Origin of the sequence: Paenibacillus hemerocallicola (assembly GCF_006265175.1) — a bacterium.
Taxonomy (GTDB): domain Bacteria; phylum Bacillota; class Bacilli; order Paenibacillales; family NBRC-103111; genus Paenibacillus_AB; species Paenibacillus_AB hemerocallicola.
This window is the reverse complement of record NZ_VDCQ01000032.1, coordinates 1-26782: the sequence shown is the minus strand read 5'-3', so window position 1 is coordinate 26782 and position 26782 is coordinate 1. Positions and strand designations below refer to the sequence as shown.

At 54.7% G+C, this 26782-nt stretch carries 20 protein-coding genes; 8 read left to right on the top strand and 12 right to left on the bottom strand.

Annotated elements, in window-relative coordinates:
• Nucleotides 1–6: 6 nt before the first annotated feature.
• The gene (locus tag FE784_RS21465) at nucleotides 7–1035 is read right to left on the bottom strand and encodes a LacI family DNA-binding transcriptional regulator (protein ID WP_139604287.1); all 1029 of its coding nucleotides are present in this window, start codon (nucleotides 1033–1035) and stop codon (nucleotides 7–9) included.
• Between the two features lie 200 nt (nucleotides 1036–1235).
• The gene (locus FE784_RS21460; protein WP_139604286.1) at nucleotides 1236–2042 is read right to left on the bottom strand and encodes an IclR family transcriptional regulator; all 807 of its coding nucleotides are present in this window, start codon (nucleotides 2040–2042) and stop codon (nucleotides 1236–1238) included.
• Between the two features lie 722 nt (nucleotides 2043–2764).
• On the opposite strand from FE784_RS21460, the gene FE784_RS21455 reads away from it, so the two are divergent.
• Entirely contained in the window at nucleotides 2765–4126 is a 1362-nt protein-coding gene (locus FE784_RS21455; RefSeq protein ID WP_176706405.1) for an ABC transporter substrate-binding protein, read from the top strand.
• A gap of 545 nt (nucleotides 4127–4671) precedes the next feature.
• Here the strand turns inward: FE784_RS21455 and FE784_RS41040 are convergent.
• Nucleotides 4672–5592, bottom strand: a complete 921-nt coding sequence (locus FE784_RS41040; RefSeq protein WP_176706404.1) for a helix-turn-helix domain-containing protein — start codon at nucleotides 5590–5592, stop codon at nucleotides 4672–4674.
• A 213-nt stretch (nucleotides 5593–5805) separates the two neighbouring features.
• Between FE784_RS41040 and FE784_RS21445 the strand changes: the two genes are divergently transcribed.
• Nucleotides 5806–7488 carry a right-handed parallel beta-helix repeat-containing protein gene (locus FE784_RS21445; protein WP_139604284.1) on the top strand — a complete coding sequence of 561 codons (1683 nt, stop codon included), beginning with the start codon at nucleotides 5806–5808 and terminating at the stop codon, nucleotides 7486–7488.
• 108 nt (nucleotides 7489–7596) lie between these two features.
• Here FE784_RS21445 and FE784_RS21440 read toward each other — a convergent pair whose 3' ends face one another.
• From FE784_RS21440 to FE784_RS21415, 6 genes are all read right to left on the bottom strand, one after another.
• Nucleotides 7597–9930: a S9 family peptidase gene (locus FE784_RS21440; RefSeq protein WP_139604283.1), complete on the bottom strand. Its 2334-nt coding sequence runs from the start codon at nucleotides 9928–9930 to the stop codon at nucleotides 7597–7599.
• A gap of 615 nt (nucleotides 9931–10545) precedes the next feature.
• Entirely contained in the window at nucleotides 10546–11454 is a 909-nt protein-coding gene (locus FE784_RS21435; protein WP_139604282.1) for an S-layer homology domain-containing protein, read from the bottom strand.
• 170 nt (nucleotides 11455–11624) lie between these two features.
• Nucleotides 11625–12419, bottom strand: a complete 795-nt coding sequence (locus FE784_RS21430) for an HAD family hydrolase (RefSeq protein ID WP_139604281.1) — start codon at nucleotides 12417–12419, stop codon at nucleotides 11625–11627.
• On the bottom strand, nucleotides 12412–14163 hold the full coding sequence (locus tag FE784_RS21425) for an alpha-1,3-galactosidase-related protein (protein WP_139604280.1): 1752 nt from the start codon (nucleotides 14161–14163) through the stop codon (nucleotides 12412–12414). Before FE784_RS21425 ends, FE784_RS21430 begins: the two co-directional genes overlap by 8 nt.
• Nucleotides 14160–14990, bottom strand: a complete 831-nt coding sequence (locus FE784_RS21420; protein ID WP_139604279.1) for an MBL fold metallo-hydrolase — start codon at nucleotides 14988–14990, stop codon at nucleotides 14160–14162. The genes FE784_RS21425 and FE784_RS21420 overlap by 4 nt, the downstream gene beginning before the upstream one ends.
• A gap of 94 nt (nucleotides 14991–15084) precedes the next feature.
• Nucleotides 15085–16419: an ABC transporter substrate-binding protein gene (locus tag FE784_RS21415; RefSeq protein WP_139604278.1), complete on the bottom strand. Its 1335-nt coding sequence runs from the start codon at nucleotides 16417–16419 to the stop codon at nucleotides 15085–15087.
• Between the two features lie 179 nt (nucleotides 16420–16598).
• Between FE784_RS21415 and FE784_RS21410 the strand changes: the two genes are divergently transcribed.
• A complete protein-coding gene (locus FE784_RS21410) occupies nucleotides 16599–17471 on the top strand; it encodes a helix-turn-helix domain-containing protein (RefSeq protein ID WP_139604277.1) in 873 nt (290 codons plus the stop codon).
• Nucleotides 17472–17792: 321 nt separating this feature from the next.
• Here FE784_RS21410 and FE784_RS21405 read toward each other — a convergent pair whose 3' ends face one another.
• On the bottom strand, nucleotides 17793–19133 hold the full coding sequence (locus FE784_RS21405; protein WP_139604276.1) for an ABC transporter substrate-binding protein: 1341 nt from the start codon (nucleotides 19131–19133) through the stop codon (nucleotides 17793–17795).
• Between the two features lie 156 nt (nucleotides 19134–19289).
• On the opposite strand from FE784_RS21405, the gene FE784_RS21400 reads away from it, so the two are divergent.
• Nucleotides 19290–20165, top strand: coding sequence for an AraC family transcriptional regulator (locus FE784_RS21400; RefSeq protein ID WP_139604275.1), 876 nt, complete (start codon nucleotides 19290–19292; stop codon nucleotides 20163–20165).
• A gap of 300 nt (nucleotides 20166–20465) precedes the next feature.
• On the opposite strand, the gene FE784_RS21395 is transcribed toward FE784_RS21400, so the two are convergent.
• The gene (locus tag FE784_RS21395; protein WP_139604274.1) at nucleotides 20466–20729 is read right to left on the bottom strand and encodes a hypothetical protein; all 264 of its coding nucleotides are present in this window, start codon (nucleotides 20727–20729) and stop codon (nucleotides 20466–20468) included.
• Nucleotides 20730–20877: 148 nt separating this feature from the next.
• Nucleotides 20878–22053 (bottom strand): MFS transporter, encoded by a 1176-nt coding sequence (locus FE784_RS21390; protein ID WP_139604273.1) that lies wholly within the window; start codon nucleotides 22051–22053, stop codon nucleotides 20878–20880.
• A gap of 141 nt (nucleotides 22054–22194) precedes the next feature.
• On the opposite strand from FE784_RS21390, the gene FE784_RS21385 reads away from it, so the two are divergent.
• The 4 genes from FE784_RS21385 to FE784_RS21370 all read left to right on the top strand — a co-directional run bounded on the left by FE784_RS21385 (nucleotide 22195) and on the right by FE784_RS21370 (nucleotide 26271).
• Complete coding sequence (locus FE784_RS21385) at nucleotides 22195–22527, top strand: winged helix-turn-helix transcriptional regulator (RefSeq protein WP_139604272.1); 333 nt, start codon at nucleotides 22195–22197, stop codon at nucleotides 22525–22527.
• Nucleotides 22528–22633: 106 nt separating this feature from the next.
• On the top strand, nucleotides 22634–23671 hold the full coding sequence (locus FE784_RS21380; RefSeq protein WP_176706403.1) for a LacI family DNA-binding transcriptional regulator: 1038 nt from the start codon (nucleotides 22634–22636) through the stop codon (nucleotides 23669–23671).
• A 165-nt stretch (nucleotides 23672–23836) separates the two neighbouring features.
• On the top strand, nucleotides 23837–25165 hold the full coding sequence (locus FE784_RS21375; RefSeq protein ID WP_139604270.1) for an ABC transporter substrate-binding protein: 1329 nt from the start codon (nucleotides 23837–23839) through the stop codon (nucleotides 25163–25165).
• A gap of 29 nt (nucleotides 25166–25194) precedes the next feature.
• On the top strand, nucleotides 25195–26271 hold the full coding sequence (locus FE784_RS21370; protein ID WP_139604269.1) for a M14 family zinc carboxypeptidase: 1077 nt from the start codon (nucleotides 25195–25197) through the stop codon (nucleotides 26269–26271).
• Nucleotides 26272–26782 lie beyond the last annotated feature (511 nt).

Below are 26782 nucleotides of genomic sequence, written 5' to 3'. Positions count from 1 at the left end.
TCTGCGTTAGATTTGCGCAGCCGCGCAAGATTCCCGCTCGATCAGCTCGGTCGAGATGAGCATCTGCCGGGGAGGGTATTTCGATTTCTCCAACAGATCGGTCAACACCTTGACGGCGAGGCTGCCGAGCGCTTCCTTGTTTTGCTTGATGACCGTGACGGGCGGGTGCTCGTACGGAAACGATGCGAAATCGTCGAATACGATGACGGAGACGTCCTGCGGAATCCGTTTCTGAACGGATCGCAAATAATGCAGGACGGATATCCCGATGCTCGCATTGACGGCGAATATGGCGGTCGGCTCAATCCGGCTCAGCTTCGTCCAGCCTTCATCGTCCGGCTTATACCGTTCGGAGACGAGAACCTTGTCGTTCTCGATGTCCGCGAGCCCCGAATTTCTCAAGTGCGAGAAAAAGCCGTTCGCCCTGTCTTGCTCCCAGTGCGGCATGTTATGACGTCCGACCAGCGCAATCCGGGTATGCTTGAGATCGTCGAATAAATATTCGGCGGCCATCTTGCCCCCGCTGTAATGGTCGGAGCATACGTTGAAAATTTGCCGGGCGGAGCCGTCGACCTTCCGGTTGCCGACGAACACCATCGGAAAATGCATGTCCTGAAGCTTCCCGAACCCTTTCAGATTCGGAATCGACGAGATGACGACGACGCCTTCGACACCGGACTGCATGACCTTCTCGGCGATATCCTCGGATGTGTCGTTAATATTTTTTTGCATATGGCTTCCGATAAATACGACGTCGTACCCTTTATTCGTCGCATCCTCCGTTACCCCGATCAGCGTATCGCGAAAAAAATCTTTCTCGAAATCGGGATTATGGCTGACGTGCAAAATGCCGATGGAACGGTTTCTCAGCCATTTCCCGCCCTCCATCCCGCTAAGGTCGTAGCCGATGTTTTTGGCGATATTGCGAATTTTCACTTTCGTTTCCATGGATATTTTGGGACTGTCCGAGAGCGAGAGCGAGACGGTCGCCTTCGATACTCCCGCGATCTTGGCGATATCCTCGAATGTCGGCATAAGATAGGTTGACTCCTCTATTGGATGGTTACCTATATTTTACACGATCGTTGTTTACTAATCAAATAAACAAACCACATCGAATAGTGCCGATCGCTCTCTATGACAAGAAAAAATACTTCATGGAATCAGCGTTATCAAAGAAAAAACGATCAAAACAGTTGTTGATACTATTAATTAACAAATAGTGAACAACAAACTTATTCGTTCTGTCCCGTTATCGGATAATTCCCTTTGTAGCCAAGCCGGGCGGATATCTCCTTCCCCGCTTCGATCAGCATATTGCCGAAGTGAGGCAGCGATTGCACGGGGAGATTCCCTTTTAAAGTCGTCAGGCTGATCGCTCCGTATACGATACCGTCGCTCATGAACAACGGCACCCCGATGCAGCGGACGCCCATCTCCCCTTCCTCGTCATCGATCGCGTAGCCGGAGCCGCGTACTTGCCGCAAATGCTCGCGGAAAGCGGCCTCCGTGCCGATCGAGTTCGGAGTCAGCAAGAGCAGCCCTTTGGCGATCACGAGCTGCAGCTCCCGCTCCGGCAAATAAGCCGCGATCGCTTTCCCGACGGCGGACGTATTCATCCTTTTCCGCTCGCCCGCAAACGATTGGAAACGGACCATGCCGGCCCCTTCGATCTTTTCCAGGGTGACGAATTCTCCCTTGTCATAAATGCCCAAATGTACGGTGAAATTCGTTTCGTCCCGCAGTCGTTCCATATACGGAACAATTGTCGTCCCCGTATCGATACCCCGGATCGCCGACATGCCCAGGCTGTACAGCTTCAAACCGAGATGGTAGGTGCCGCCGGGGCTTTTGCGTATGAGGCCGTACGATTCCAGCGTGTTCAATATCGTATACACGCTCGTTCTCGGCAAGCCGAGCTCTTTGCTCAAATCGCCGAACGACGCCCCGTTATCCGAGGCCGCCGCCAAATATTCCATGATCGCGATCGATTTTTCCAAGGCAGGCACGGCATATTTCGGCCCCTCCGCAGTTTTCTCCATAATTTCCTCCGTAAACGGTCTTGGTTCTATCCGTGCTCCCGTGCAGGAAAGACGCTGAAGGAAGCTACCGGAGCAGCAGGGAAATTGAATTGAATTGAATCGAATCGAATCGCTACGATCCACGCTCCCGCACTCCCCTTATGCAAGCGTTTCCTCTTTCTTATCATGATAAGGGATGGGCGTAATGCAAGCAATATGATCGTCGCAAATAACGTATAACGTATGTATTGACAGACGTCAATGGTTGTAATATTCTGGGTATGAACAATATCTTGAATAAAGTTCAGTATACTGAATTGCATGGCATCCTCTAAGAATACTGGACTTGGAAAGGAGAACCGGCAGAAGAGGAAAAAAACGAATCTCGATTTTGTAAAGGCTTTCAAAAGGTCAGGTCAACCCGCTCGATTACGACCGCAAACGACAAAGGGCGCAAGTTTGAAGCGATTTGTTTCGGCACCGCGCACTCGACATTCGCATCGGATTCGTATCGCATCCAGTCTCGTATTGTACTGCATTCGCTCGGCTTTACATTCGCTTTTGCAACTCACAAATGCACGCACTTCGCATTCGTTCTCGCATTCACATCGGACTCACATTCTCACTATCAAACTTACTCGTACGTACGCTCGCAAACTAATATCTGCACTCGAGATAATTATTTCTTTTCGAGTATGGAAGCGTTGTCATTTAGTCGGTTCACTTCAGAAAGGGGTACCCGGATGATCAGAAAATGGACGATCGCGATTGCAAGCCTGACGCTGCTTCTCGTTTTGGCTGCCTGCGGTAGCGGAAACGGTACGGATAAGAAAGCAGCCGAGCCGGCAGGAGACGGCGGTGCGCCAAAGAAGGACGATATCGCGACCAGAATCGCGGAGGCGACTGCGAAGCCGGTCGTCATCAACGTGTTCGAAAACTCGTCCACTTATACCCAAGAACAGTTTATGGACCTTTATGGGAGTAAAATCCAGAAAAAATACCCGAACCTGTCCTTCAAGGCGTACTCCGCCAACAAGGCGAACGGCGGCGGGACTCTCCCCGAGCTGATCGCTCAGGGCGTCTCGATCGATCTGGTCAAAGTAAGCGGCGCTTCGTTCTATTCCCTCATGTCCGACAACAGGCTGGAAAACGACGTTTCCGATCTGATCAAATTGTACGGCTACGATGTGAACAAATTGTACCCCGCCATACTGGATCAAATGAAGCAGTTCGGCACAAACGGGCAAATGTACGGCATTCCGAACGCCACCGTCTCGACGGCGCTATTTTACAACAAAGACATTTTCGATAAATTCGGCGTCGCCTATCCGAAGGACGGCATGACGTGGGACGACGTATACGAATTGGCCCGCAAGCTGACGAGACAGGACGGCGGCGTCCAATACATGGGCTTCCAGGAAGGGTACGGGCATCTATTCCCGGTCAACCAGCTGTCCCAGGGCTACATCGATACGAAGACGAACAAGGCAACTCTCAATAACGACAATTGGAAAAAAATCATCGAGAACTTCGCGCGCTTTCACCGCATCGACGGCAATGCGTTCGTCCCGAGCTACGTCGACCCTTTCTGGAAGGACGGCAGAGTGGCCATGGTCGCGGCCCAAAGCGGCGGGTCCTGGGACTTCGCCAATACGACGACGATCAATTGGGATCTTGTCGAGCTGCCGCGATTCAAGGACGCCCCGAAGGCGGGACCCGGCCTGCAGCTTCCGTTCTACGCCATCTCCAGCACGAGCAAAAACCGCAACCAGGCGTTCCTCGCGGCCGCTTACATCGGTTCCGAGGAGTTCCAGAAGGAGTTCGCCAAGCTGGGCTACGTACCGCCGATCAAAATCGATAACTTGATGTCCGTGCTCGGCACCGGCGTTCCGAAGCTGGCCGGCAAAAATTTGAAAGCGGCCGTGCCGCTCGAAGCCGCCGCTTCCCCTTATCCGTTCAACTCGTATTTCAGCCAAGTGCCGGGATTTCTGAATACGGCCTACACGACAGTCGTAGGCGGACAGAAGGATGCGAACACCGCTCTGAGGGAAGCCGAAGAAGCCGCCAACAAAAAGATCGAGGAAGCGATCGCCGCGAAAAAATAAAGCAGTCGTTCCTCGTATAGTCGGGATGATCACGGCTCGATGCCGAGCTGATCCCCGGCCACGACGTTCGTAAGTCGTGGCCGGGCAGTCGCGGCTGTCGCGATGGCTTACGCGGCCGGGCAGCGCTCGGACAAATGGGTTGGCCTCATCCTTACTTCCTTCAGCGAGCCGGATTTCTACCGATTTTCATCCTTCCGCGCCACAAATAAGGTTGATTTCAGCACGATCTGCGCCGTTTTCCCGCTTCGGGCCGACGACAGTGCTGGTTTCAGCCTTATTTCTGTCTTCCCGCTTCTCCGGCGGACCAAGCCGGCCCAAGCAGTAACACTTTGGTTCACTCTATACACCTACGCTCTATTCACCTACGCTCCATTCGCCTGCGGCCGATTCACCGCTGCTCCTTCACCAATTCACATCCCACCTAGGTTCCATCCACTATTGTCGCATTATCTATTAACGCAGCGATTCCCCGACAATCCGATATCGGCCGCATGATCGATCGCTGTCATGCCTGGCTCCGACCTTCTGGACAAGCGCAGGTTGTCCTACCAGCGTCCTCTCCCGATCTCTTCCTTGACGGTTCTGGCTCCGATCGTACGCATATATTCGCTGGGGGCCATCTCCGTAATCCGTTTAAACTGTCTGGAGAAATAATGGTTGCTGCTGTATCCCAGCCGTTCGGAGATTTCGGAAATGCTGGCGGCCTCCTCGCGGATCATTCGCTTGGCTTGCTCGATCTTCAGACGATTGAAATATTCCATCACGCCGTTGCCGGTCTTTTCCTTGAATATCATTTTGAGCCGCGTTCGGCTGATGGCGAACTCCTCGCACAGCTGATCGAACGTGTAGTTATTCGCAACATGGCTCTGGAGAAACCGGATTATCGCCGAAACGACTTCGTCCCCTTGCTTCTCCCCGGCCACCGAAGACGGCTTCCCTTCGCCGCCCGCTTTTCCGCCCTTGCGGATCAGCTGGAGCAACAAAATCTCCAAATAGTTCCGGATCATCTGCTCCCCTCCGAAGGAAGCCCCCTCCCCTTCCCTTCTGCGGGGATACGTATTGCGCGGCGAATCGATGGGAGGATCGAAAGCTTTCAGCCCTTCCTGGACGATACGGAACAGCAGCTGTCGATCGTCCGCTTGGAGACGAAACGTTTTGTCCTCGAAAAAAGCCATGCACGGAGCCGTGCATTCGAACGAAAGGATGATCAGATTGGGGGCCGACCCGTTCACCGCTTTCCCGCCGTGCAGTACATTCGGCTTGTAAAAGATCATCTCGCCTTGTCGCAGCCGTTGATTCGCCGTGTCGGTAAATATTTCCACTTCGCCTTTATCCACATAAACGAATTCCCAAAAATCGTGACGTTCCCCGCTCGCATAAAAATATTTGGTCATCTCTCTGTAATAAAAGGTGACCAATTTGCGGATAGCCAGTTCCTCCCGGAGAACGAGTCTGGGACGTTCCATGGCAGCACCTCCTGACCAAAATGACATAACGTTGGACCTCCGCGACAACGACTCGGGTCCCGGCCTGCCCCTATTATATTTCATAGGCAATCCGATTAGAAAGATCGCGAAAAGGAGGCGTCGGCATGCAACGATAACGAAAAGCATCCTGTAAAGCTCCAATCGTCCCCATCGTCGTAAGCGCTTGCAACTTAATTCGAACAGGAGGCTGTCATGATGGAAAATGATAACGATCGGTCCAGGCAACAAAAGAAAATGAGCCGGAGAATGCTGTTGACGACCATGGGAATTGCAGGGGCCGCGCTCGTCTCCGGAGGTGCCGTGCATGCTTTGGGCGAGAGAGGAACGAACGAGGACGATTGCTGCGACTGCGACGAGATCGCTTTTGTCGTCAAGCCGTCGGCAACCGTTACGGAATATTCGGCCATTTTGAATACCGCTTTCCGGAACTACAGCACGATCCTGATCAAGAACGGAACTTATCCGGTCGACGTTACTTTGATGCAGAGCTTGAAGAGCGATACGTGCATATGGTTCGAGCCGGACGCCTGGCTGAAGGTGCTTCCGAATTCGCTGGACCGATACGAGCTGCTCGATTTGACGAACGTAGAAAATGTATACATCTACAACCCGAATCTGGAAGGCGACAAATACGAGCATACCGGCACGACCGGACAATGGGGGCACGGCATCAACATCGTGGATTCGACCAACGTCCGCATCTATAGCCCGAGATCGCGCAAGTTTTGGGGAGACGGGCTGTATATCAAAGGGTCCAAAGATATCGAAATCCATAACGGATTGTTCGACGACAACCGCAGGCAAGGAATCTCCATCATAAGCGGCGAGAATCTGTACCTGTATCGCCCGATCTGCTCGAACACGGGAGGCCAGGCGCCGGGGGCGGGCATCGATATCGAGAGCAACTTCGTCGGGGAATATTTGCGCAACGTGAACATTTACGAACCCCGCATGATCCGAAACGCGCTGACGCAAGTGCACGATCACGGCATCGTCATTTCGCTGAAGCGGCATTACAGCACGACGGTCAAAACCGACGTTTCCATCAACATCTACAATCCGGTATGCGAGGAGTGCAGCATGTCGATCGAAACGAGACAAGGCTCGCAGGGAACGATCAACATCGTGAAGCCGGTCATCCGTAACGCGCGCAAAAACGGGCTGTATTTGCTCAACTGCGACTCCGACGATCTCGACATCACGATCGAGCAGCCGAGCATTTACAATCCGAATCATTCGGGCACGCCCGGCATTTATTCGAACGGGATCGCGCTCGAGGCGACCGTGGCTCCTTCCGCCGGCTTTCTGGGGATGCGGAATATATCGATTATCAATCCCGTATTGCGAAACGAAGGCAACGATTGCTATGCCATCCGGGTCATCGGCGCGCACGAGCATACGCTGCAAAACTGCAAAATCGAATTTCCCGATATCGAAGGCATTTTCTCGCAAAGCTTCTCGGCCTATTACGGCGGCTTGTACTCGCCGATCGATTCTTCCTTCGTCTACCGCTTCGATGATCGGGACCATCCCCGCCCGATCGCAAACGGCGGCTCCGTCTCATACGATTTCAGGCAGACCGATGTCGTCTACCAAGGATCGGAAGCGACCGGCGGCATCGTCTATGTAAACGATCTGTTGCCGGCCACGGGCGTCGAGTTCAGATTGGAGAACCAGTCCCAGCTTAACCAACCTCTTCATATCCATTTCGGCACGAACGGCGGCTTCTCCGAGAAGGTCGTGCACCCCATCGGATCCGTCCCCGTGAAAGGGCTTATGCTTCCGACGAAGTTCTCGTGGGTCAAGCTTATAAAACTTTCCGCCACGGAGTTTGTCATCGTACAGAGCTCGGGGAACGTCACCGGGATCACTTAGTTGCCTCGCCGTTTTAACGAAGCTGACGACAAAGAAGAGCAAGGCACATGCCGATAGGCGGTCGCCTTGCTCTTTTCTTGCGATTCGGCGGGTACGCGCCGATCCCGCTTATTTCAGATGAGTGTCGAGGAACCGGATCATCGCGTTGTAGAAATCGATGCGGTTTTCTTCATTCGTAAATCCATGACCCTCGTTGTCTTTGACCATATATTCCACTTCGATGCCTCTTTGCTTGAGCGCTTCGACGATTTGATCGGATTCGGCTTTGTTGACCCGCGGATCGTTCGCGCCTTGGGCTACGAACAGCGGGGTGACGATTTTGTCGGCATGAAAGACGGGAGAAGCCGACTGCAGCAGCTCCTTGTCCTTCTCCGGATGCCCTACCCGTTCGTAAAACATGTTCCGGTACGATTCCCAATACGGAGGCAATGTTTGCAGCAGCGTAAAGATGTTGGATACGCCGACATAATCCACTGCGGCCGCGTACAGATCGGGCGTAAACGTAATGCCCGCCAATGCGGCATAGCCGCCGAAGGAAGCGCCGTAAATGCCTACCCGCTCCGGATCGGCGATACCTTGCTTGATCGCCCATTGTACCCCGTCGGTTATATCGTTCTGGATGCTCAAGCCCCACTGCTTGTTCCCCGCTTCGAGAAATTGCTTCCCATAGCCGGTAGAGGAACGGAAATTGATCTGGAGCACCGCGTAACCCCGGTTGGCCAGCAGCTGCACCTCCGGATTAAAGCCCCAGCTGTCGCGATACCAAGGGCCGCCGTGCGGGTTTACGATCAGCGGCAAGTTTTCGGCCGTTTTGTTTTTCGGCAGCGTCAAGTAGCCATGGATCGTCAGGCCGTCTCGGCTCTTGTACGAGATCGGATGCATGTCGGCCAGCTGCTCCGGCTTCAGCCAAGGACTCAAATTGGCCAGCTCGGTCATGTCGCCCGTAACGGAATCGTAATAATAGTACGTTCCGTAAGACTTATCGTTCGATACGCTTACGATGAACTTGGTCATGTCTTTGCTGTAGTCGTTGATGCCGACTTCGCTTTCGCTCGCATTCAGCTTGTTCAGCATGTCCCGGAATACCGTCTCCAGCTTGCCGTCGAAAAAGCGGTAGTGTACTTTGTCCGTCATATAAGCCGCATACAGCAATTTGTCCTGCTTCGAGTCGTAGAACGCTCCGGTAATGTCGACATTCGGGTCGGAAAACAATACTTGCTCGTTCGCCTTCAAGTCGAATTTCACCAGCTCGATCTTGTCTCTTCCTTTATTCGATAGCGCGTAGATGGACTGATTGTCCTTGGAGAAGGCGATCGGGGTAATTTGCTCCCCGGCTTCCAGCGAGATGAACGGCCGGAACGGTTCGTCTTCCTTATCGCGGTACAAAACTTTTCCGACCACGCCGTCCGATTCGACCGCGAGCCGGATAGCCCCTTCGTGATCGGCTACCCAGATTTGGATCGTTCCCGGATTTTTCGCCACCAGCTTCGTTTCGCCCGTTTTGACGTTCAGCTTGTATATATCGAAGACGGTCGCGTCCTCTTTGTTCATCATAATAAGCACTTCGTTCTCGACGTTCGTCAAATAGCTGATCAGTCCGACCCGCACGCCCGGGTAAGGCGTCAAATCCTTTTCCTCGCCGCCGCCGAAAGCGGAGGAATAAATGTGATAGTTCTCGTCGCCGCCGTTATCCTTCATGTACAGCACGCGTTCTCCCTTCCAGAAAAACGCGGCGATGTCGCGGTCTTTGGAGCTCGATACCCGTACAGGCTCTCCGCTCCCGTCCATTTTCTTGACGAATACGTTGGAGCGCCGTTCCCACTCGGCCGCATAGGAGATGTAGTTTCCGTCCGGAGAAAGCTCGTAGGCGAAGCTGCCCGGGTTTTTCATAAAGTCTTCCACCGACAGCGGGGCGACGCCCGCATTGTCGATGCTCGCGGACACCGCGTTCCTGTAGTTGTCGAGCATGACCGCCGCTTCAGCCAATGTAGCCGCGTTCTCTTCCCGCATGCTCCTGTCGGGATACCCGTTCACGATGCCCAGCCTGCTCGCGGTCCGGACGTAATCGTCCAGACTTTTCTCGACCGTTTCCTTGCCCATGGCCCGAACCAGAATGCGCGCGATTTCCCCCCGCTTGATCGGAGACTCCCGGTCGGCCAGTTCCCCTGCGCGAACCCACTGCCGAACCTTCTCCTGCCTCATTGCGTCCGATCCGTGCTCATATGTAAGGGCCGTCAGGGCATAGTCGATAAATTGCTTCGCGGACACGGCGGCATCGTGATCGGACCCCGCTTCGTAAATGCCTTTCTTCACCAATTTGTCCGAGCTGGCCTCATACCACGCTGCCGCATGATTCCCATTACTGTCGGCGGCACTGGCCGAAACAGGTACCGATACGAGCATGGCCGCCAATAGTACGGCCGATACGAACTTCTTCTTCAATGCTAACGCCTCCACTGTGATTAATGTATATATCAATATACACAGTATACACATGAAAAATACGAATGTCAAACCGTTCCCCGGGTATCGCGCCAAAATGGGAGAGCAGACGACAATGGGCAACCGCTCTGCTTCCGTACCGGGGAAATAGCGGATCTGTATGCCGTTATCGACTATATTACCCGATACTCTCCGGAAATAACGGAACTGCTTTCCGTTAAATAGTCGATTTCGGGGAGCAACGTCGCATTGCAAGCAGTATAACGGAGCCAAGTTCCGCTATTTTGCTTGCGAGCTATATGTACCGGCGAATAGCGTACTGTAGTTCCGCTATTGTATCGGCAAGGCCGCTCGCAAGATAAGGTTTGGCTAAATGAGCAGCTTCGGCGTATGTACAGAAGTAAGCCGGGCAGAAAATGGAGCGCTAATTACATGGCCAAGGTATCGGGCCTCGGCACAGTACGGCTGTTCAAAAAAGCTCAAGGTTCATTCGGATATTTTGGAAGGAGCACCGCTGCAGGAGCATTTCTGACGAAAAAAACATACCCCCTGCGTCCTCATCCGAGATGCGAGGCATCTCCAATGAATACGGCAAGGGGTATGGGAGAAAAAACTTTACTTTCCGTTAGCCGGCTCCAGCTCCGCTTTATAGGCCGAAGAAACATACGCGACGGCTTTCGCTTCCGTCAAGACTTCCGCGTATACAGTATCCGGCTTCGGGTCCTGTAGCGAATATCGGATTACGGCTCGTCCATCCTGCTCGAACCGGATGCTGTCGATATGGATGCCGTAGCCCGCGTTGGGCTTGACGCCGCGCGACAAGGTTACTTTGTTGATTTCATCGTTCACTTTCTCCAGAACAATGGAAACTTCCTCGACCGCTGCCTGAGCCCGGTCACGCTCCTCGGCCGCTACTCTCATCGCTTGGTGCACCCAGGTCGCCGCTTCGCCGCGGGTAAGCTCGGTTCCGGGCGAAAAGTTGCCGTCTTTGTCCAGCTCGGCAATTTTATAATGCAGCAAGCGCTGAACAGCCCCTTGGTTTTCCGGATTCAATTCTTTCTCGTCGCCGATCTCCTTGTAAATTTTGATCATCGGCAGATTTGCCTTTTTCTCCAACGCATGCATGAGCAGGGCGGCAAATTGCTCGCGGGTCACCGACGCGTTCGGATTTGCATCCTTCGGAATATCCAAACCGTTATAGTGGGCTATAATAAACGCCTCCGCGTACCAAGCGTCATCCGCCACGTTCGCATAAAGCCCCGAAGCTGTCGGCGGCTGGGCAAAACGCATCAAATCCAGATTGAAATCGAACGCCTTCACGATCATCTGTACGCTCTGCGCAAAGCTGACTTTTCCTTTCGGCGCGAAATGCTCGCCGTCGATCCCGTTCACGACCCCGCTCTGCTGCAGAGCGGCAACCGCCGGAAGCTGGCCCGCTTCTACGTCCGTGAAAGCGTAAGTAGTGCCGAATACCAAATTGCTGAACAATAGTGCCATGGAAGTAGCCGCAATCACTTTTTTCATCTAAATTCACTCCTCTGGTTCGTATACTCTGCTGTAGAGTTATTTTTTTAACGTTACTTACTGATCAAAAGTTGCAGTCGATTTGAAGAAAACGCTTCTTTCGTTTCGCCGCCATGAAAACAGACAGCAGCTGCCCCGGATTCCGGACAACTGCTGTCTGTTTCGTTTGCCTATTGCGACCACCCTCTTGCCTGCGCCAACGAGCCGAACGCCTCGATAACCCCGTCCGAGCAGCTAGCGGTACCCGCAGCACCGCTCAAGGCCAGGACACGCTCCTTCACTTCCGGGTGCGCATTGCCCGGACAGATGGCATGGGCTGTTATATGGGCTTCCATCATGCCCAGATCCATCCGTTCGTCCCCGGCGATCGCAACTTCATTCGGGTCGAGCCCTGTCAGCCGCAGCAGCTCCAGCACCGCCGTCTCTTTTCTCAGAAAAGCCGGATGCGTGTAAAACCGGTTTTCCTCCGCTATTACCTCGATTCTGAGGTCCGGATATCGGGACGCCTGCTCGCCCATGTAGGCCGCCATTCGCTCCGTCTCCTCATCTTGCACGGTCATCGAGAACCAGTAGCCGTTAAAGCTCATCTTCCCGCAGTCGAAACGCGCACAAACGTCGCGTATAAGCGGACGTAGAAAAGCGCGCACCGTCTCTGCCGACCTCTGTGCCATGATCGCGGTATACGGCTCGACGGGCGTCCGTTCGCCTGCTTGAAACGTGAAGATGCCCAGACCGGAGCCTGCAATCAAGTAAGATGGCGGCGGGGCATCCGGACTTGCGTCAATCAGATTGAACTGCGCCTGAGCGTCCCAGGTCGTACACGTCGCCCACATGCAGCCGCGCTCAGCCAATCGATGCAGGAAGGCGGAGAATGCGGGCGGCAGCTTGGCATACGGACGATACCCTCCTCCAAGAGCGGTACCGTCCAGATCGGTTATGAACAGCTTCGGAAACGGGCTACTCATGGGCGCGAATCGCCTCCCGCGATAGCTTCCGCTCCACGTTTCCGAGCAGGACCGGACTATATTCCTCCGGCGCCTCGTTACCGGAAATTTCGACGTTGCGGGCGGCAATCAATCGGATCGAATGCTTCATATGCCGGTGCATCGGGTAATCGTCGGTTCGCGTGATCCGATTGTTGCGAAAGGTGAAGCCGTCCACGGAGTGCCCGTACACGAGACCGATATCGAACGTGCGAAACTCGTTATGCTCGATCCGGATATTGCGATGGTAACAACCGCCGTAAGCTTCCGGCCGCTCGAGCTCCGGGTCGATATCGATGACCGCCCGCCCCCAGTCCGGACAGCAATAGTTGCTCGCGAGAAACAGATTGTCGCGAATCGTAACGTCGTTCACGGCGCCGGATTCGAACCAAGAGCTGGCGTCGCCGGATATTTTGACGGCCGCGCCCGGCGCGCTGATCGTGTTATGCTCGAGCAGTACTTTTCCCGGCGTCGTAATAAGGAAGCCGCGCGCGCGATTGGCCCGCGCCGTGCAATGGCGTACGGTCAAATCCGGATTCCAAGTCGCGTTCTCCACTACGTCGCCGACCTTCAGCTCCTTCGGCAAGCTTCCGCGGAACCGGATCAGTTGATAGTCGGAATTCAATACGTCCGCGCTTTCCACGACTGCTTCTCCGTAAGCGAGCAAGGAATCGCCGCGTACGGTGCGCATTAGGTCGCCGGCAACAGCCATTTCGACCCCTTTGGTCATCGGCTCCCGCAGCTTGACGACAATCGCCCGATCGGTAAGCTGCTCCGATATTTGCGCGTAAATGCCGTGCACGTTGCATGGATCGTCCAGTTGATTTTCGAACAGGCAATGCTCCATCAAGATCGAGCCGCGGCAATTCGTAAAATGGGTCGCATCGGCCGTCGCCGAGAACGGTCGGCCCGACCCGGGCCTCGGCTTCACGTCGAACTCCCGCAAAACGATGTCGGTGCTGCGCTGCGCGACCAAGCCCATGCCGGGAGCATGGTAAATCGCAACCTTTTCGACACGGATGTCCGAGCTGTTTTTTACGAAAATACCCGGATTTTCACGACGTCCGAAGCGCATGCCGATTACGTTTCCGGCAAGGGGCATATGACTCAGTTTCCCGGAGACGCGAACAAGGCCGGGGCCGATCTCATAAATACGCAGCTTTTTAAAAGAGCTCCAGCTCAACCGGTCTCCGCTCTGATAGGCATGAGCCATCGTAACCGGGTCAAGGTCGTGCAGTCCCCAGACCGGCAGCTTGGAGCCGCCGTATTCGAAAAACAGCATTCCATCCGCTGCGTCATAGGACGTCCCTTCGCGCAGTCTTATATCAAACGTCCCTTCGCCCGTATCCGCTACCGTCCCTTGCTCGAACATCGGCCGCTCCCAATCGATTGCAAACCGTTTCAGGACGATATGCTCGGCGTGATCGAGCAGGAACGGGATAATGGAGCCGTGAAAGATAAATTCGGAGCCTTGCCCGTCGATCGTCAAATCCGTATGATCACACAGGTGGAAGGCGATTCTGCGAGTACCGCCTTGATCATGGTTCGTCATGTACAGATGCCGCTCCACCGCCATCTCGGGGCGGAAATGGTATATCCCCTTCGGAAAAACCAACGTATTCGGGCCTTCCGCGGATCGGCAGGCGAGAAGCGCCTCGATCACCGCAAGCGTCGCATCCTGCTCCCCTCCCTGCTTCAATCCGTAGCTCTCCATGCCGATTCTCATGCGCTATGTTCCTCTCCTAACGTCAAGACCATGCCGTCGTATGCGCACTGAACGCCTGCCTCCTCCAGCAGCATGCGGGACAGCGGTTCATGCGGCTCCACCTGCTGGTGGGAGAAATGGGTCGCGAACAGCTGCGTCCGATCGTCGATACAGCCCAGCAGCCGCATACGGTCCAGCATCGTCTTCATATGGCCGACGCTCATATGCGTGCGCGCGCTCATCCGGCTGCCCAGCGTGCACTCCATAATGACGGCGTCGAGCCGGTGTGCCTCCAACGCATTCCAAACGCGGTCGCGGTACAGTCCCGTATCGCAAGCATACAAGAGCTTGCTTCGCCCATCGTCGATGATATAGTTCATAGCTTCCTCGATATGGGTCGCTTCGATCGCTTCCACCCGATAAGGCGGAACGGACAGGCTGTCGCCCGGCAGAAACGGAACGCGGCTTATTTCGGCTGAAGCGTCGTTCGAGCCGAATCGGTCCCATGTCGCCAGAACGGACGGCGGGGCGATAAGCGTCAATAGCGGCAAATCCGTCTGCTGCCGGAACCCCTTCGCCCGAAATTGCAAATTGACCGGTTGGAAATGGTCCGGATGATTATGCGTTACCAGCACGTGGCGCAGCTCCGTTAACGACATCCCCAGTTGAGCGCACGACGCGTATAAATCCGGTCCCGGGTCGATCAATGCATCCCGGTTGATCAGGATGGACTGCCTCTTGCGAATGTTGCGCCCCCGATGCTCCCTCGCGTGGTTGCACGTCAGGCAATCGCAAAACGGGAAAGGAATGCCCTCGGCAGCCGCCGTTCCCAAAAACGTGATGTTCATCGCGGTTCTTTCCTCCCCTGCCGACTGTCGCAATCGGTAATGCCAGAGCGCGATCGGGTTGCATGCAGCCCGTTCCGCGCCCGACTTGTAACCGTTATTTTTTGCCGGACTTCAGCTTTTCGACTTCCTTGTTGATCTCTTCCTCGGTTTCCCGAATGACGGTGTTGATATCTTTGCCGGCATACAGATCCAGCGACCGGTTGTACGCGATGCTTAGCGCCGTGCCGTCATACTCGGTCGGATATTTCGGATAGTTTTGTTTGTTATAGAAAGCGGCCTTCACGTTTTTCCCTTTCGTGTAAGGCAAGTCCGCGGAGAAAGCGTCCATCGTTTCCTTCGTCAGCAGGAAAGGCTGCTCGCCGTTGCGCGAAACGACGATTTGCGATTCCTGCGACAGCGCCGACTCCACGACCTTGAAGGCGGCATCCAGCACCTTGCTGCCCGGATTGATGAACAGTCCTCTGCCTCCGGCCGCCTGCGCCGTCTTCGGATACCCTTCGAATACCGGATAGGACGTCATGTCCCAGTTCATGCCCGGCACGGTCTGGAGACCTGCGGAGATCAGATTCGGCACCCCGATCATCGCCACATTTTGCGTCTTGTAGAAATCCTCGTTGTGCCATCTCGTAATTTTGTCTTTATCCTGGGGAAACCGGTTGCCCGGGATGGCGATCAGTTGGGCCAGCAGGTCGTAAGCCATTTTCCATTCCTTCGTCGATACGTTCGCTTTGCCGGTTTTCGGATCGAAATAGTCTCTCGTAATGCCGCCGGCCAGGAAGTGGATGCTGTTATGATCGAAGCCGATATACTGGATGTTCTGGTCCATCCGCGTCAGCCTTTTGGCCAAATCGAGCACCTCGTTGAACGTCACTCCGTCTTTCGGGTACGCCACCCCGAACTTGTCGAATATGTCCTTGTTGTAGAACATCCCGATAAAATTGGTGGAGTACGGCAGCGTAATGATGCCTCCCGTGTTGCTGAAGGTCCGAATGTACTCTACCGTCGACTGATCGTACTTGGAGAGGTCCAGTCCGTATTTTTTGATCATGGGCGCCATATCGTAGTTGAAGCCGAGTCCGGCTATGGCGGGCGCCGTCCCGAGATCGCTGATCACGATATCGGGCACTTCCCCGGCGGTGATCATTTCCTCCAGCTTGGCCGTCCCGTTTTTGCCCGGCTTGACGATTTCCAATTGAATATGCGGATATTTCTTCTTCAGAGGCTGGACCAGCACTTTGTCCCAATACTCGTCGGAAAACTCCTGCCAGTATGAGTAGGCGACTACTTTGGCCGGCGAAGACGATTCCGCATTTCCCTTCGACGCTCCGGGCGCGGCCCCCTCTCCGGAGCCGCCTCCGCAAGCCGAGAGCATGAGCGACGTCGCCACGAGCGGCAGCAGAGCAAGCGATCCTTTCTTCATCAAGCTCATTTGGAACCCCTCCGATTATGTTGTATTCGTTTACAAGAACGATGGACATTTCCTAACGACCATCCTATAGTTAAGCATAAAGCGTCCGTTTGGACGTGACAATGAACGATGTCGGCTAACAATGGTAAAATATTGTCCAATTTCATCAGGCTGCACGGCATTGGGGGAGGGGAGCTTTCATGGATCTCGTACAGGAAAAGAACAGCTATATATTCCGTTTTCAAGAGGGAGCCGTTCATCCGTCGCTCGGACTAAGCGCCGTCGGGTGGGAGAACAACTTCGACGGCTACAGCTTCGACGGCTTATCCCGAAGCGACAGCGGCGGGCCGTATTTGTTCCAATATACGTTGTCCGGTCTGGGCATGATTCGAATTGGCGAACGACTGCACCGGCTCGAGTCCGGGAAAGCTTTCCTGATCCGTTTCCACGGCGACTACCGGTACTATTTGCCGGAGGACAGCGACCATTACGAGTGTATGTTCATTTCCATGTATGGCGATGAAGTTGCAAAATGTTGGACTTCCGTTGAATACGTCCTGGGGTCGGTCTTCTATATGCCCGATTACTCGATTCCGATCCGAACGTTGAAATATATTCATCAGGAAGCCAATATGAAAAAGGTGACCGATGCCTTCAAAGCATCGACTATGGCCTATCAGTTCGTCATGGAGCTGTACCGGTTCTGCAAAGGCTACGATGTGCTGAAAAAATGGCCGGACCTCGTAACCGAAGCGGCCAAGCTGTTCCAGCAGGAGTACGACCGGATCGACGGGCTCGATAGCGTGGCCGCCCGGCTCGGCGTTACGAAGAGCTACTTGATCAAATTGTTTCACCGGACCGTGGGCAAGACGCCGATCGAATTTCTGACCAAAATCCGCATGGAGAAAGCCGTAGAGCTGCTGCGCAGCGCCGACCGGCCGTTGGAGGAAATCTCGCAGCAGCTCGGATATTCCGACGTGAGCTATTTCGTGAAAGTATTCCGCCGGTTTTTCGGCATGCCTCCGGGAAAGTTCAGGAAAAACCATTCGACCGACCATGTGTTGTTCGATTAGCAGTTGGCATTTGGCGAGCTTACAAAGAGCGGGGTTGTTAGGCGCATTCCCGGGTCCGAATACGAGGCCGACGCTCCGCGCATGACTGCTCCCCGAGCCCGTTGAAGCTTACGTGGCTGCATTGGACACGCTTGGAGCGGAGGCGGGGGGCTGCGGCAAAAAATGTAACAAAAAAGACTGCCGCACAGTCTCGACAGTCCAAACAATGAAGGTCTTCCCTCATTCCAGATAGCTTCCTCGCAGCGGTTCTATAACCGATTCACGCCGCCATACTGTAAACACGGGAGCAGGCCGATCGTTCCCGCGATCGGCCTGCGTTCGCTACTTGGCCGCCGAGTTCAGCTCCGCAACCTTTTTGTTGATCGATTCCTCCATATTCCGCAGCCCCGTATTCAGGTCGGTCTCGCCCGTAAACACTTTCAGCAGAGGCGTCCAATAGCTGGCCTGAGTTTGACCCGACAATCTGGAGAATGGGGCGGGAGCGGCCGATTGGGTCGGAATGACCACCTTCAGGTTTTTGCCCTTCAGCTCCGGCACGTCGGCCCCGAACACGTCGTTGACCGCTTTATTTTGCAGGGAAGAAATCGTCCCGGTACGCGAGAGCATCGTCTGGAACTCGTCGGACAATAAATATTCGATGACGCGGAATGCTTCTTTCGGATTTTTGGCGCTGGACGTAACCCCGATGTACGTTGCGGGCGATTGAGACCCTACCCCGGGCTTGGATGCGAACGAAGGCAGCGCGGCATAATCCATATTGAACAAATCCTTCGTAACGGTAGCCGAATAAAACGTCGTCGCTTCCATCGCGGTAATTCCTTTTACTCCGAACCGGTTCCAGTCCATAATCTCTTTGGCGGCGTCCGTGCCTACTTCATTGCCGGGGATTTGGTAGAATCGGGCAAAATTCCGGATCAAGTCGTTCCATTGCGTATTGTTGACGCTGGCCTGCTCCGTCTTCGGATCGATCCATCCGAGCGAGAGCTGGTTGTAGTCGATTACGTGCACCGAGAAATCCATCCCCCGGTATTGCACGCCGCTTTCCGTGCGGGTCATCTTGCGCGCAAGCTCGTATACTTCGTCCCACGTCATCCCGTCGCGCGGCGGCGCTACGCCGAACTTGTCGAACAAGTCCTTGTTATAGTGCAGGACGACGTTTCTCATCGCCAATGGCAGCCCCGTTACCCCTTTGTTGAACGTGTCGCGCATGACCTGAATCGGCCCCGGATACAGCCGGTTTTGGTCGAAGTTGAATTCCTTGATCAGCGCGGACATGTCATAGGCCAGTCCGAACTGCGCCACATCGCGCGGATAGGCTACCGGATCGGCATAAAAAATATCGATCGGCTGACCGGCCGACACGATATCGGCGGCATTTTTGTTTCCGTACACGTTGAAGCTGATATGCGGATATTTTTTCTGGATATGCTTTCCGTAAGCCTCCATAAACCCTTCCTCCGAAACGTAACGCCCCCCGTAAATATTCAAAACGACCGGCTGGAACGTCTCTTTCGGGGTGCTTGTCTCCTGCTTCTGCCCCGTCTTCGAGTCGCCGGCAGCGCCAGACTGCCCGCCGGATGAACAGGCCGACACCAGCGTAGCCGCCATGGCGACCGCCAGCAAATAACGCGAACCGTGTAACCGTCCTTTTCTCTTGCTCATTGTTCGTTCGTCTCCTTTTTATTTCGATTGCGATCGAATCTACTCCACTATACAGGAGAACGCTCAAAAACGACGGTCAATTATTGAGGTCGCAGAGACCACTTTTTAACGATTCGTGCTACAATACATACAAAACGGTTGCGAAGGAGACGCTTTATGGTACTCTCCCCCCGATTCGAAGACGCCTTGAATCATGATCTGTACGGAAAAAGCCGGCTGCCGCTTTTTATAATGGAGAAGCATATGCTTCATCATTATCCGCTTCATCACCACAATTTCGCCGAGCTGAGTCTGGTCGTCGACGGCACCGGAACGGAAATTTTGAACGGAACGCCCCACCGGTTCAAACGGGGTACGGTATCGCTGCTGCTGCCGCACCACATTCATGAAATTCGTCTGGACAACCCTCCCGTCCATAAATATAATTGCATGTTCGACATCCATTTGCTGTTCCTGAGCTCGTCCGACCAGGAATTCGGCAACTACTTGCTGCAGACCGGCCGGCAGCTTCCCTCCCACTATGACCTGAACGAAGAGCAGACCGTCTATATGATCGATTGGTTCGAATCGATGAAGCTGGAATACGAGAGCACGCGGTTTGCCAAAGAAACGTCTCTACGCTCCAAGCTGTTGGAGGCATTAGTATTTTTGACCCGCACGCTTTACGACTCTTCGGAACCGGGTGCCTCGACCGTTCAATCGCAGAGCAACGTATTGGAGCTGCTGGACTATATGCATCTGCACTATAACGAGGAACTGTCCTTGACGAATTTGGCCGATCACTACAATTGGAATGCGTCCTATGTGAGCCGCCTGTTCAAACAGCAGGTCGGACAAACGTTCATCCACTATCTCCACTCCTTGCGCGTCGGACGGGCGGCGAGTCTGCTCGCCACGACCGATATGGACATCGTCGACATCTCCGTCGAAGTAGGCTTCGACCATGCCAGAACGCTGCGTCGGGCGTTCAAGAAGCTGAAAGGAATGACGCCGAAGCAATATCGGGATAAAGTCCGGTCCGGCCAAGGTTGACGAATCCGCGTCAAAACAAAAGGAACCGCCGAGTTCGCGGTTCCGGATAGCTGCGTTTGGACGACCTCGGCATGACGGCAAGCTTGAATGAATATCTATGTTCAACAGCCCTGTCAAATAGCGGAACGCGGTTCCGTTATTATAAATATTTACAGGTCTTTTCCTAGAATAAAGGAACTATATTCCGTAAAATCTCCTATTTCGGCCTATACCTGCTTCTCATGGTCTACATAACGGAATTGTGTTCCGTTAAACCGTTCATAGCTTTATTATGAAAGCAAATAACGTACTTGTGTTCCGCTATTGCGCGCAGTCCGTATCTCCGCTCGCTCCGGCGATACAATCACGAAGCCCGACCGTGTAGTGCACCCCCGGCTCCAGGCGGAAACGGACCGAGCCGGACGGCCTCTGCCGGGTATACGGAATTTGTCGACCCGAGCCCTTTTCACGGACGATCGGCTCCGTTCCTTCCCCTTTTCCGAGCTCGCTCTCGACAGCAATGCTCGATACGCTCTCTCCATCGACATGCGTGTAGTACTCCGTTTGCTTCTGATCCAATAGCATGCCGCACCTCGCCGATTTTTAGAGTAGCAATTCGATTGCTCCCCAGTGTGTATACTTTATTTCCAATATAAAGTGTCGGCAGCGCTTTTCACATACCATGATTTGACTTGAACATATCCGTATTTACCACTTCCGACGAATAATCCCGTCAAGCGCGCTCCTGCAGCTTGACCAACCTTCTCTTCCCGAGCGAGAAGCTGACCATGGCCGCCGACAACCCGATCGCGACTACAAAGCTCGCCATCCACGGATGATAGAGGACCGTCGACGTCGCATTTGCCATCGCTCCGCCCGTTCCCGCTCCCGCCGCCAGTCCCAGATGAACGATCGAGGTGTTCAAGCTGAGGACTAGATTGGACGAATGAGGCGCCTGCTGAATAAAGTACGTTTGAATCGCCGGACCGGTCGCGAACATGCAGAACACATTCAGAGCGATCAATCCTAACCCGATCGGCAAAGATCCGGCATACACGGGCAATAAAGCCAATACCGCCGCTTGAACGATAATGCCGAACGTTATGATTCGGGAAGCCCCCCACCTATCTGCGCCGTAACCGCCCAACCGCGAGCCGATCGCCCCGAAAATTCCGAATACGAGCATGATCATGCCGATGTGGGAGGCGTTTAACAGAAGGACGTCTTTCATGAACGGCGTCAAATAAGTAAACAGGATCGAATTGCCCGATTCCCTGAAAAAGGTGAGCAAAAATCCGGTTACGACGACGACGCTGCCGAGCACCTTGAATTGCTGCCGGAACGAAACCGGCGCGTCCCCTTCCGTCTCCGGAAGCAGGCGAACGATCACGAACGCGACCAGCAGGCTGAACAAGCCCAGAATCAGAAAGATAGCTTGCCAGCTCAGCCAGCCGGCAACGGCTATCCCGATCGGAACGCCCAGCACCATCGCGCTGCTGAATCCGAGTATGATCGTGCCGATCGCGCCTCCCAGCTTCTCGGCCGGTACGAGCTTCGCAACCGCGCCGAGCGTTACGACAAGATAGACGCCCGAGCTTACCCCGAGTATGATTCGGGAAGCCATCAGAAGCGAAACCGTTGCGCTGCCGTACGAAACGAAGCAGCCCGCAATAAAAACCGCCAATGAGCCCAGCATCACTTTTTTGCGCCCAATACGGGAGGTAAGCGAGACCAGAATAGGGGTACCGATCGCAAAAGCAAGCGAATAAGCGGTAATCAATTGCCCGGCGAGAGCGATGGAAATTTGCAAGTCTTCGGCAATGACTGGCAAAATTCCGGAGACGACCAGCTCGGACGTCGCCGTCAGAAAAACTCCTAAAGCAAGAACATATATGGACAGTCGGTTCATTCGAATCAATCCTTTCGAGGTATTGGCGAGAGCTCTTGTTTGAATTATAGTTAGGTTACGATAATAATGTAAGAAGGCAAAGCTTTTGGATATTATCCAACTATTTTGACCTACTAACTATTAGTAAGGATGTGAGGATGCTTGGAACTAAACGAAGAAGCGCAAGGCTCGCAAGGCTTCCCCCACATCTGTTCGGTGCTGCAAATTCTTGGGGCGAAATGGGCATTCCTCATTATTGCCGAGCTGTCGAAGGGGCCGAAGCGGTTTAAACAGCTCCATAGAGATTTGGTCATCGTCAAGACGCAGTCATTGACGGATGCGCTGCGGCATTTGGAACAAAACGGGATTGTGCGACGGCAGGTCTTTCCTACGGTACCGGTAACGGTCGAATATTCATTGACCGATAAAGGAATGGATTTCAAAACCGCGCTCAAGGAAATGGAGAAGTGGGCCATGAGGTGGGACTCGCAATAAAGGCGGGTTGCGGGGATAGGAGCATAGTTCGACATGTACCGGAAATGGTATACTAGGAACGCTCTGCACTAGCGGACGCTTGATGCGATCGAAGGAGAAGAAGCGATTGAAGAAGAACATTACGATGAAAGATTTGGCCGCCTATCTTGAAATAGATCGCACGACCGTATCCAAGGCATTAACCGGCGCCCCCGGCGTGTCGCCCAAAACGATCGAGAAAGTACGGGAGGCAGCCGAGCGGCTCGGCTATAAAAAGGACAGCTTCGCAAGCAGTCTCCAGACCGGGAAAAATTCGGTGCTCGGTCTGCTGCTGGCCGATTTTCGGCGCGGCATATACGCTCCTCTGATCGAAGCGTTCCAGCATACCGCGATGAAGCATCAGTACAGCACGATCCTGTACTATGTCAATCGGGGGCAGGACGATTGGATAAGCGCGATCGAGATGCTCAAGCAGCAGCGTATCTCCGGAGCGACGTTCATTTCCGCCGCGGCCACGGCCGGCCTGAATGACTACTTGGACGATTTTCTCAAAAACGGGATTACCGTCAACACCCTCGAACGGAATTACGCCGACCGCCAAATAGACCTTGTCGCCTTGAATCATCGCCAGGCCGGCTATGATTTGACGAACCATCTGATCGCCCTCGGACACCGGAGCATCGTGTTTATGACCTTTGCGGATATCAAGGGGACGCCCGAGGGACGCCTTCAGGGCTACGACGAAGCAATGCGGAGCGCCGGTCTGCAGCCAATGGTAATCGCCGAAGACAAGCCGGTTTCCCACGCATCCGGGGACGAGATGCTGCTTGCATACGAACGGCTCAAGCTGGCCTGGGACCGGCTCGACAAGCCGACCGCATTTATCGGCGTCAACGACAATTTTGCGCTCGGCATGATGCATGCGCTGAAAGAAAAACATATTTCGGTCCCCGGGGAAGTATCCGTGGCCGGATTCGACGATCTGAACGCAGCGCTGGCCATTCCCCAGCTCACCACCATGCGCTCGCCCATGCGGCAATCGGGAGCGATGCTGGCGGAATTGCTGATCCGGCGCATCCAACAGAGCAATCTTCCCGCCTCGACGCACATGATGGATTACGATATCGTCGCCAGAAGCTCGACCGGCCCCGCTCCAATCGATTGACGGGAAGCATTCACCTCTCCCCGCTTGCGACACCATGCCCTCTGACCTTTTCGAACGGTCGGCCCCAGCGCCGATCGTTTTTTTCTTTTCCGTTGACAGAAGCCGATAAGCTGCTTTACAATGACGTTGTACATTTCACTCGAGTGAAAAAAGGGGAGATAACGTATGAAGACGAGTTTTGTATCCGTTTTATCGGCATTGGCTTTGTTCGGTCTTGCCGCATGCGGAACGTCAACGGACAGCAAAGGAACTGGTCAGCCCGCACAGCCTCAGCCGGAGCAGAAGAAGCCCATTACGCTCTATATTCAAAATATTTACTCCGGCAGCCCGTCCGCCGAAGAATTCAAAGAGCAGTATGGGAAGCTGATTCAGCAAAAGTTCCCGCACATCGAGCGCATCGAATATTTCAGCAACGCGACCCGTCCGCTCGACCAAGTCATGCTCGCCAAAGAGCGCATGGATATCGTCATTACGTCCCAAGCCACATTCCATACTACCTTTCTTCCCAACTCCCTGCAGACCGATCTGACCGAATTCATAACGAAAACTGGCTACAATACGGGCAGACTCGATCCGTCCTCCCTCGAACTGGTCAACAAACTCGGCGGCGGCAAGCCGTATGGGCTGCCGGTAGATGCGGGAGGCACCTACATGTTGTACAACAAAGATCTGTTCGATAAATTCGGAGTAGCGTACCCGCCGAACAAAATGACCTGGGACCAATTCGCCGATCTGAGCAAAAAGCTGAGCCGAACCGACAATGGCGTCATGTATCACGGCTCGGCGCTGGCGCCTGTCAATTTCCTGATCCGCAATCCGTACGCCTTGAACCATCTCGATCCGTCCACGGGCAAAGCGGACTTCTCCAATCCGACGTGGTCGCGGTTTTTGAGCCAGATCGCCGATCTGTACCGGATTCCCGGCAACGAGAAGACCGCCACCCACCTGACGACATCAGGCGTGCTGAACTTATTCACTAAAGACAGGGTAGCCGCGATGTATTCCCCGATCATCGCCAACGATCTCAGCTTGACGTTCACGTTCGAGGCGTTGAACTTCGACTTCACCCATTTTCCGACGATGCCGAACGCGCCGGGGAACGTGCAGACTTATCCGAACATATACGCCGTTTCGTCCACGAGCCCGCATAAGGAGGATGCGTTTGACGTCATCGCTTTCATGACCTCGGACGAGGTTCAATTGGCCAAATCCAAGCGCGGAGTATTCAGCACGCTCGGCAACAAAGAGATTCGGGCGGCGTTCGCCCAGGAAGCTCCCGAGTTTATCAGGAAGAAAAATCTGGCTATTTTCGCCGAACCGAATGTTTACGCCACTCCCACCAACATTTCGGAATACACGAGCACGGCCAACGGGGAGCTGAATACCGCGCTTACCGAAGTCATTGCGACGGGCAAAGATGTGAACACCGCCCTGAGGGAAGCGGCCGAGAAAGCGAATCAAAAAATCGAGCAGGCGAAAAGCGCCAAAAAATAAAAAGCGATTCCGAGGAAGGAAGTTCAGCCATGACCGTCTCTCAGCATTTGATGACAAGCTCCGTCCCCATACCCGACTGGTGGATAACAGATGCCGACTCCATCGAGCGGGAGCTCACGGAGCGGGTCGCCGTCGGCGAATCGACGCGATTATCCGTTTCTCCGGGGGGCCGCCACGTATACGCCGCTTATTACGGCTTGGCAGAGCCCGAGTGGAAAGGGACGGCCAATTTCAACTCCGCGCTCGGCGCGAAAAATCCGGACGCCTATTATAGTCGAAACAATCGGACCCGGCCCGTCCTGTGCATCATCGGCGGTATTCATGGCCATGAAATCGAGGGTATGGCAAGCGCTCTTTCCGTCATCCGCATTCTCGAGAGCGGACTCGATCTGGCGGGAAATCCGCAGCCGGAGCTCGCGACCAAGCTGAGCCGGCTTCGCGTCATCGTCATCCCGCTCGCCAACCCCGACGGCAGGGCGCGTGTGCCATACAGGGGCTGGAGCGGGATTCCCCAGGACGAGATGACCCGTTGGGGGCAAGGCACGCGCAGCAACGGGGAGCTGTACCGCTGGCAGCCATGCAAGGCGGTTCATCCGATGAAAGGCGATGTCGGCATCCTCGGGGGTTACTTCGACGACAACGGCGTCAACATGATGCACGACGATTGGGCGGAGCCGATGAGCGAGACGACCAAGGCGCTGCTGCGTCTCGTTGCCGCCGAAGGGCCGGACTGCCTGATCAATCTGCACAGCTACTCCAGCGCCCCCGGCGTTCTGCCGACGGCTTATGTGCCCGACAGCCAGCAGCGGCGGATCGACGCGTTTGCATCGAAGCTGTATGCGCGGCTAGCCGACCGGGGCCACAGCCATGGCAAGCAGCCCGCCGATTTGATCGGTGTCGGACTCGCCAGTGCGGAGGCGCCCTTGAACTTGCAAAGTCTGCTGTACCACGTAGGAGCGGATTTGCCTATTTTATTCGAAAGCCCGCATGGCGTGGTGAGCCCGACTGCCGCTCCATTCGGCTATGAAGCGATACTGGACGTTCACCATCAACTGTTCGAGCTGGCGGCGGAGGAGCTGTTGGCCGGCCGGATGGTAAAGGGTTGATCGGAATGAAGTGCAAAGGCCGGGTCCGCCGCGAGGCAGCCCCGGTCTTTTTTAACGACAAGACAGTTTAACTTCGCTAAAGCACTAAAGCGAAATGAGACTTCTTTACCGACAAAACAACGGCTCGGTCGCTCAGCTTCGAAAGACGTCGATAGACGTTTTTCCATATCGAGAAGAAACGCCTCCAATCGCGTTCGGTTATCCCATGCGCGGGGCAGTCATTGACCGTCCCCGCTTGAGTTCGATCGCAAGGAGAAACAAAGTGGAATGTGTGCTTGTATCTGTGAAGCGGTAGTTGGTTCGGTAGTGCGGGGTGCGGCGTGCGGGGTGCGGCGTGCGGGCTGCGGCGTGCGGGCTGCGGCATGCGGGGTGCGGGGTGCGGCGTGCGGGGTGCGGCGTGCGGCGTGCGGGGTGCGGCGTGCGGGCTGCGGGGTGCGGGGTGCGGGCTGCGGCGTGCGGCGTGCGGCGTGCGGGGTGCGGGGTGCGGGGTTCGGGGTTCGGGGTTCGGGGT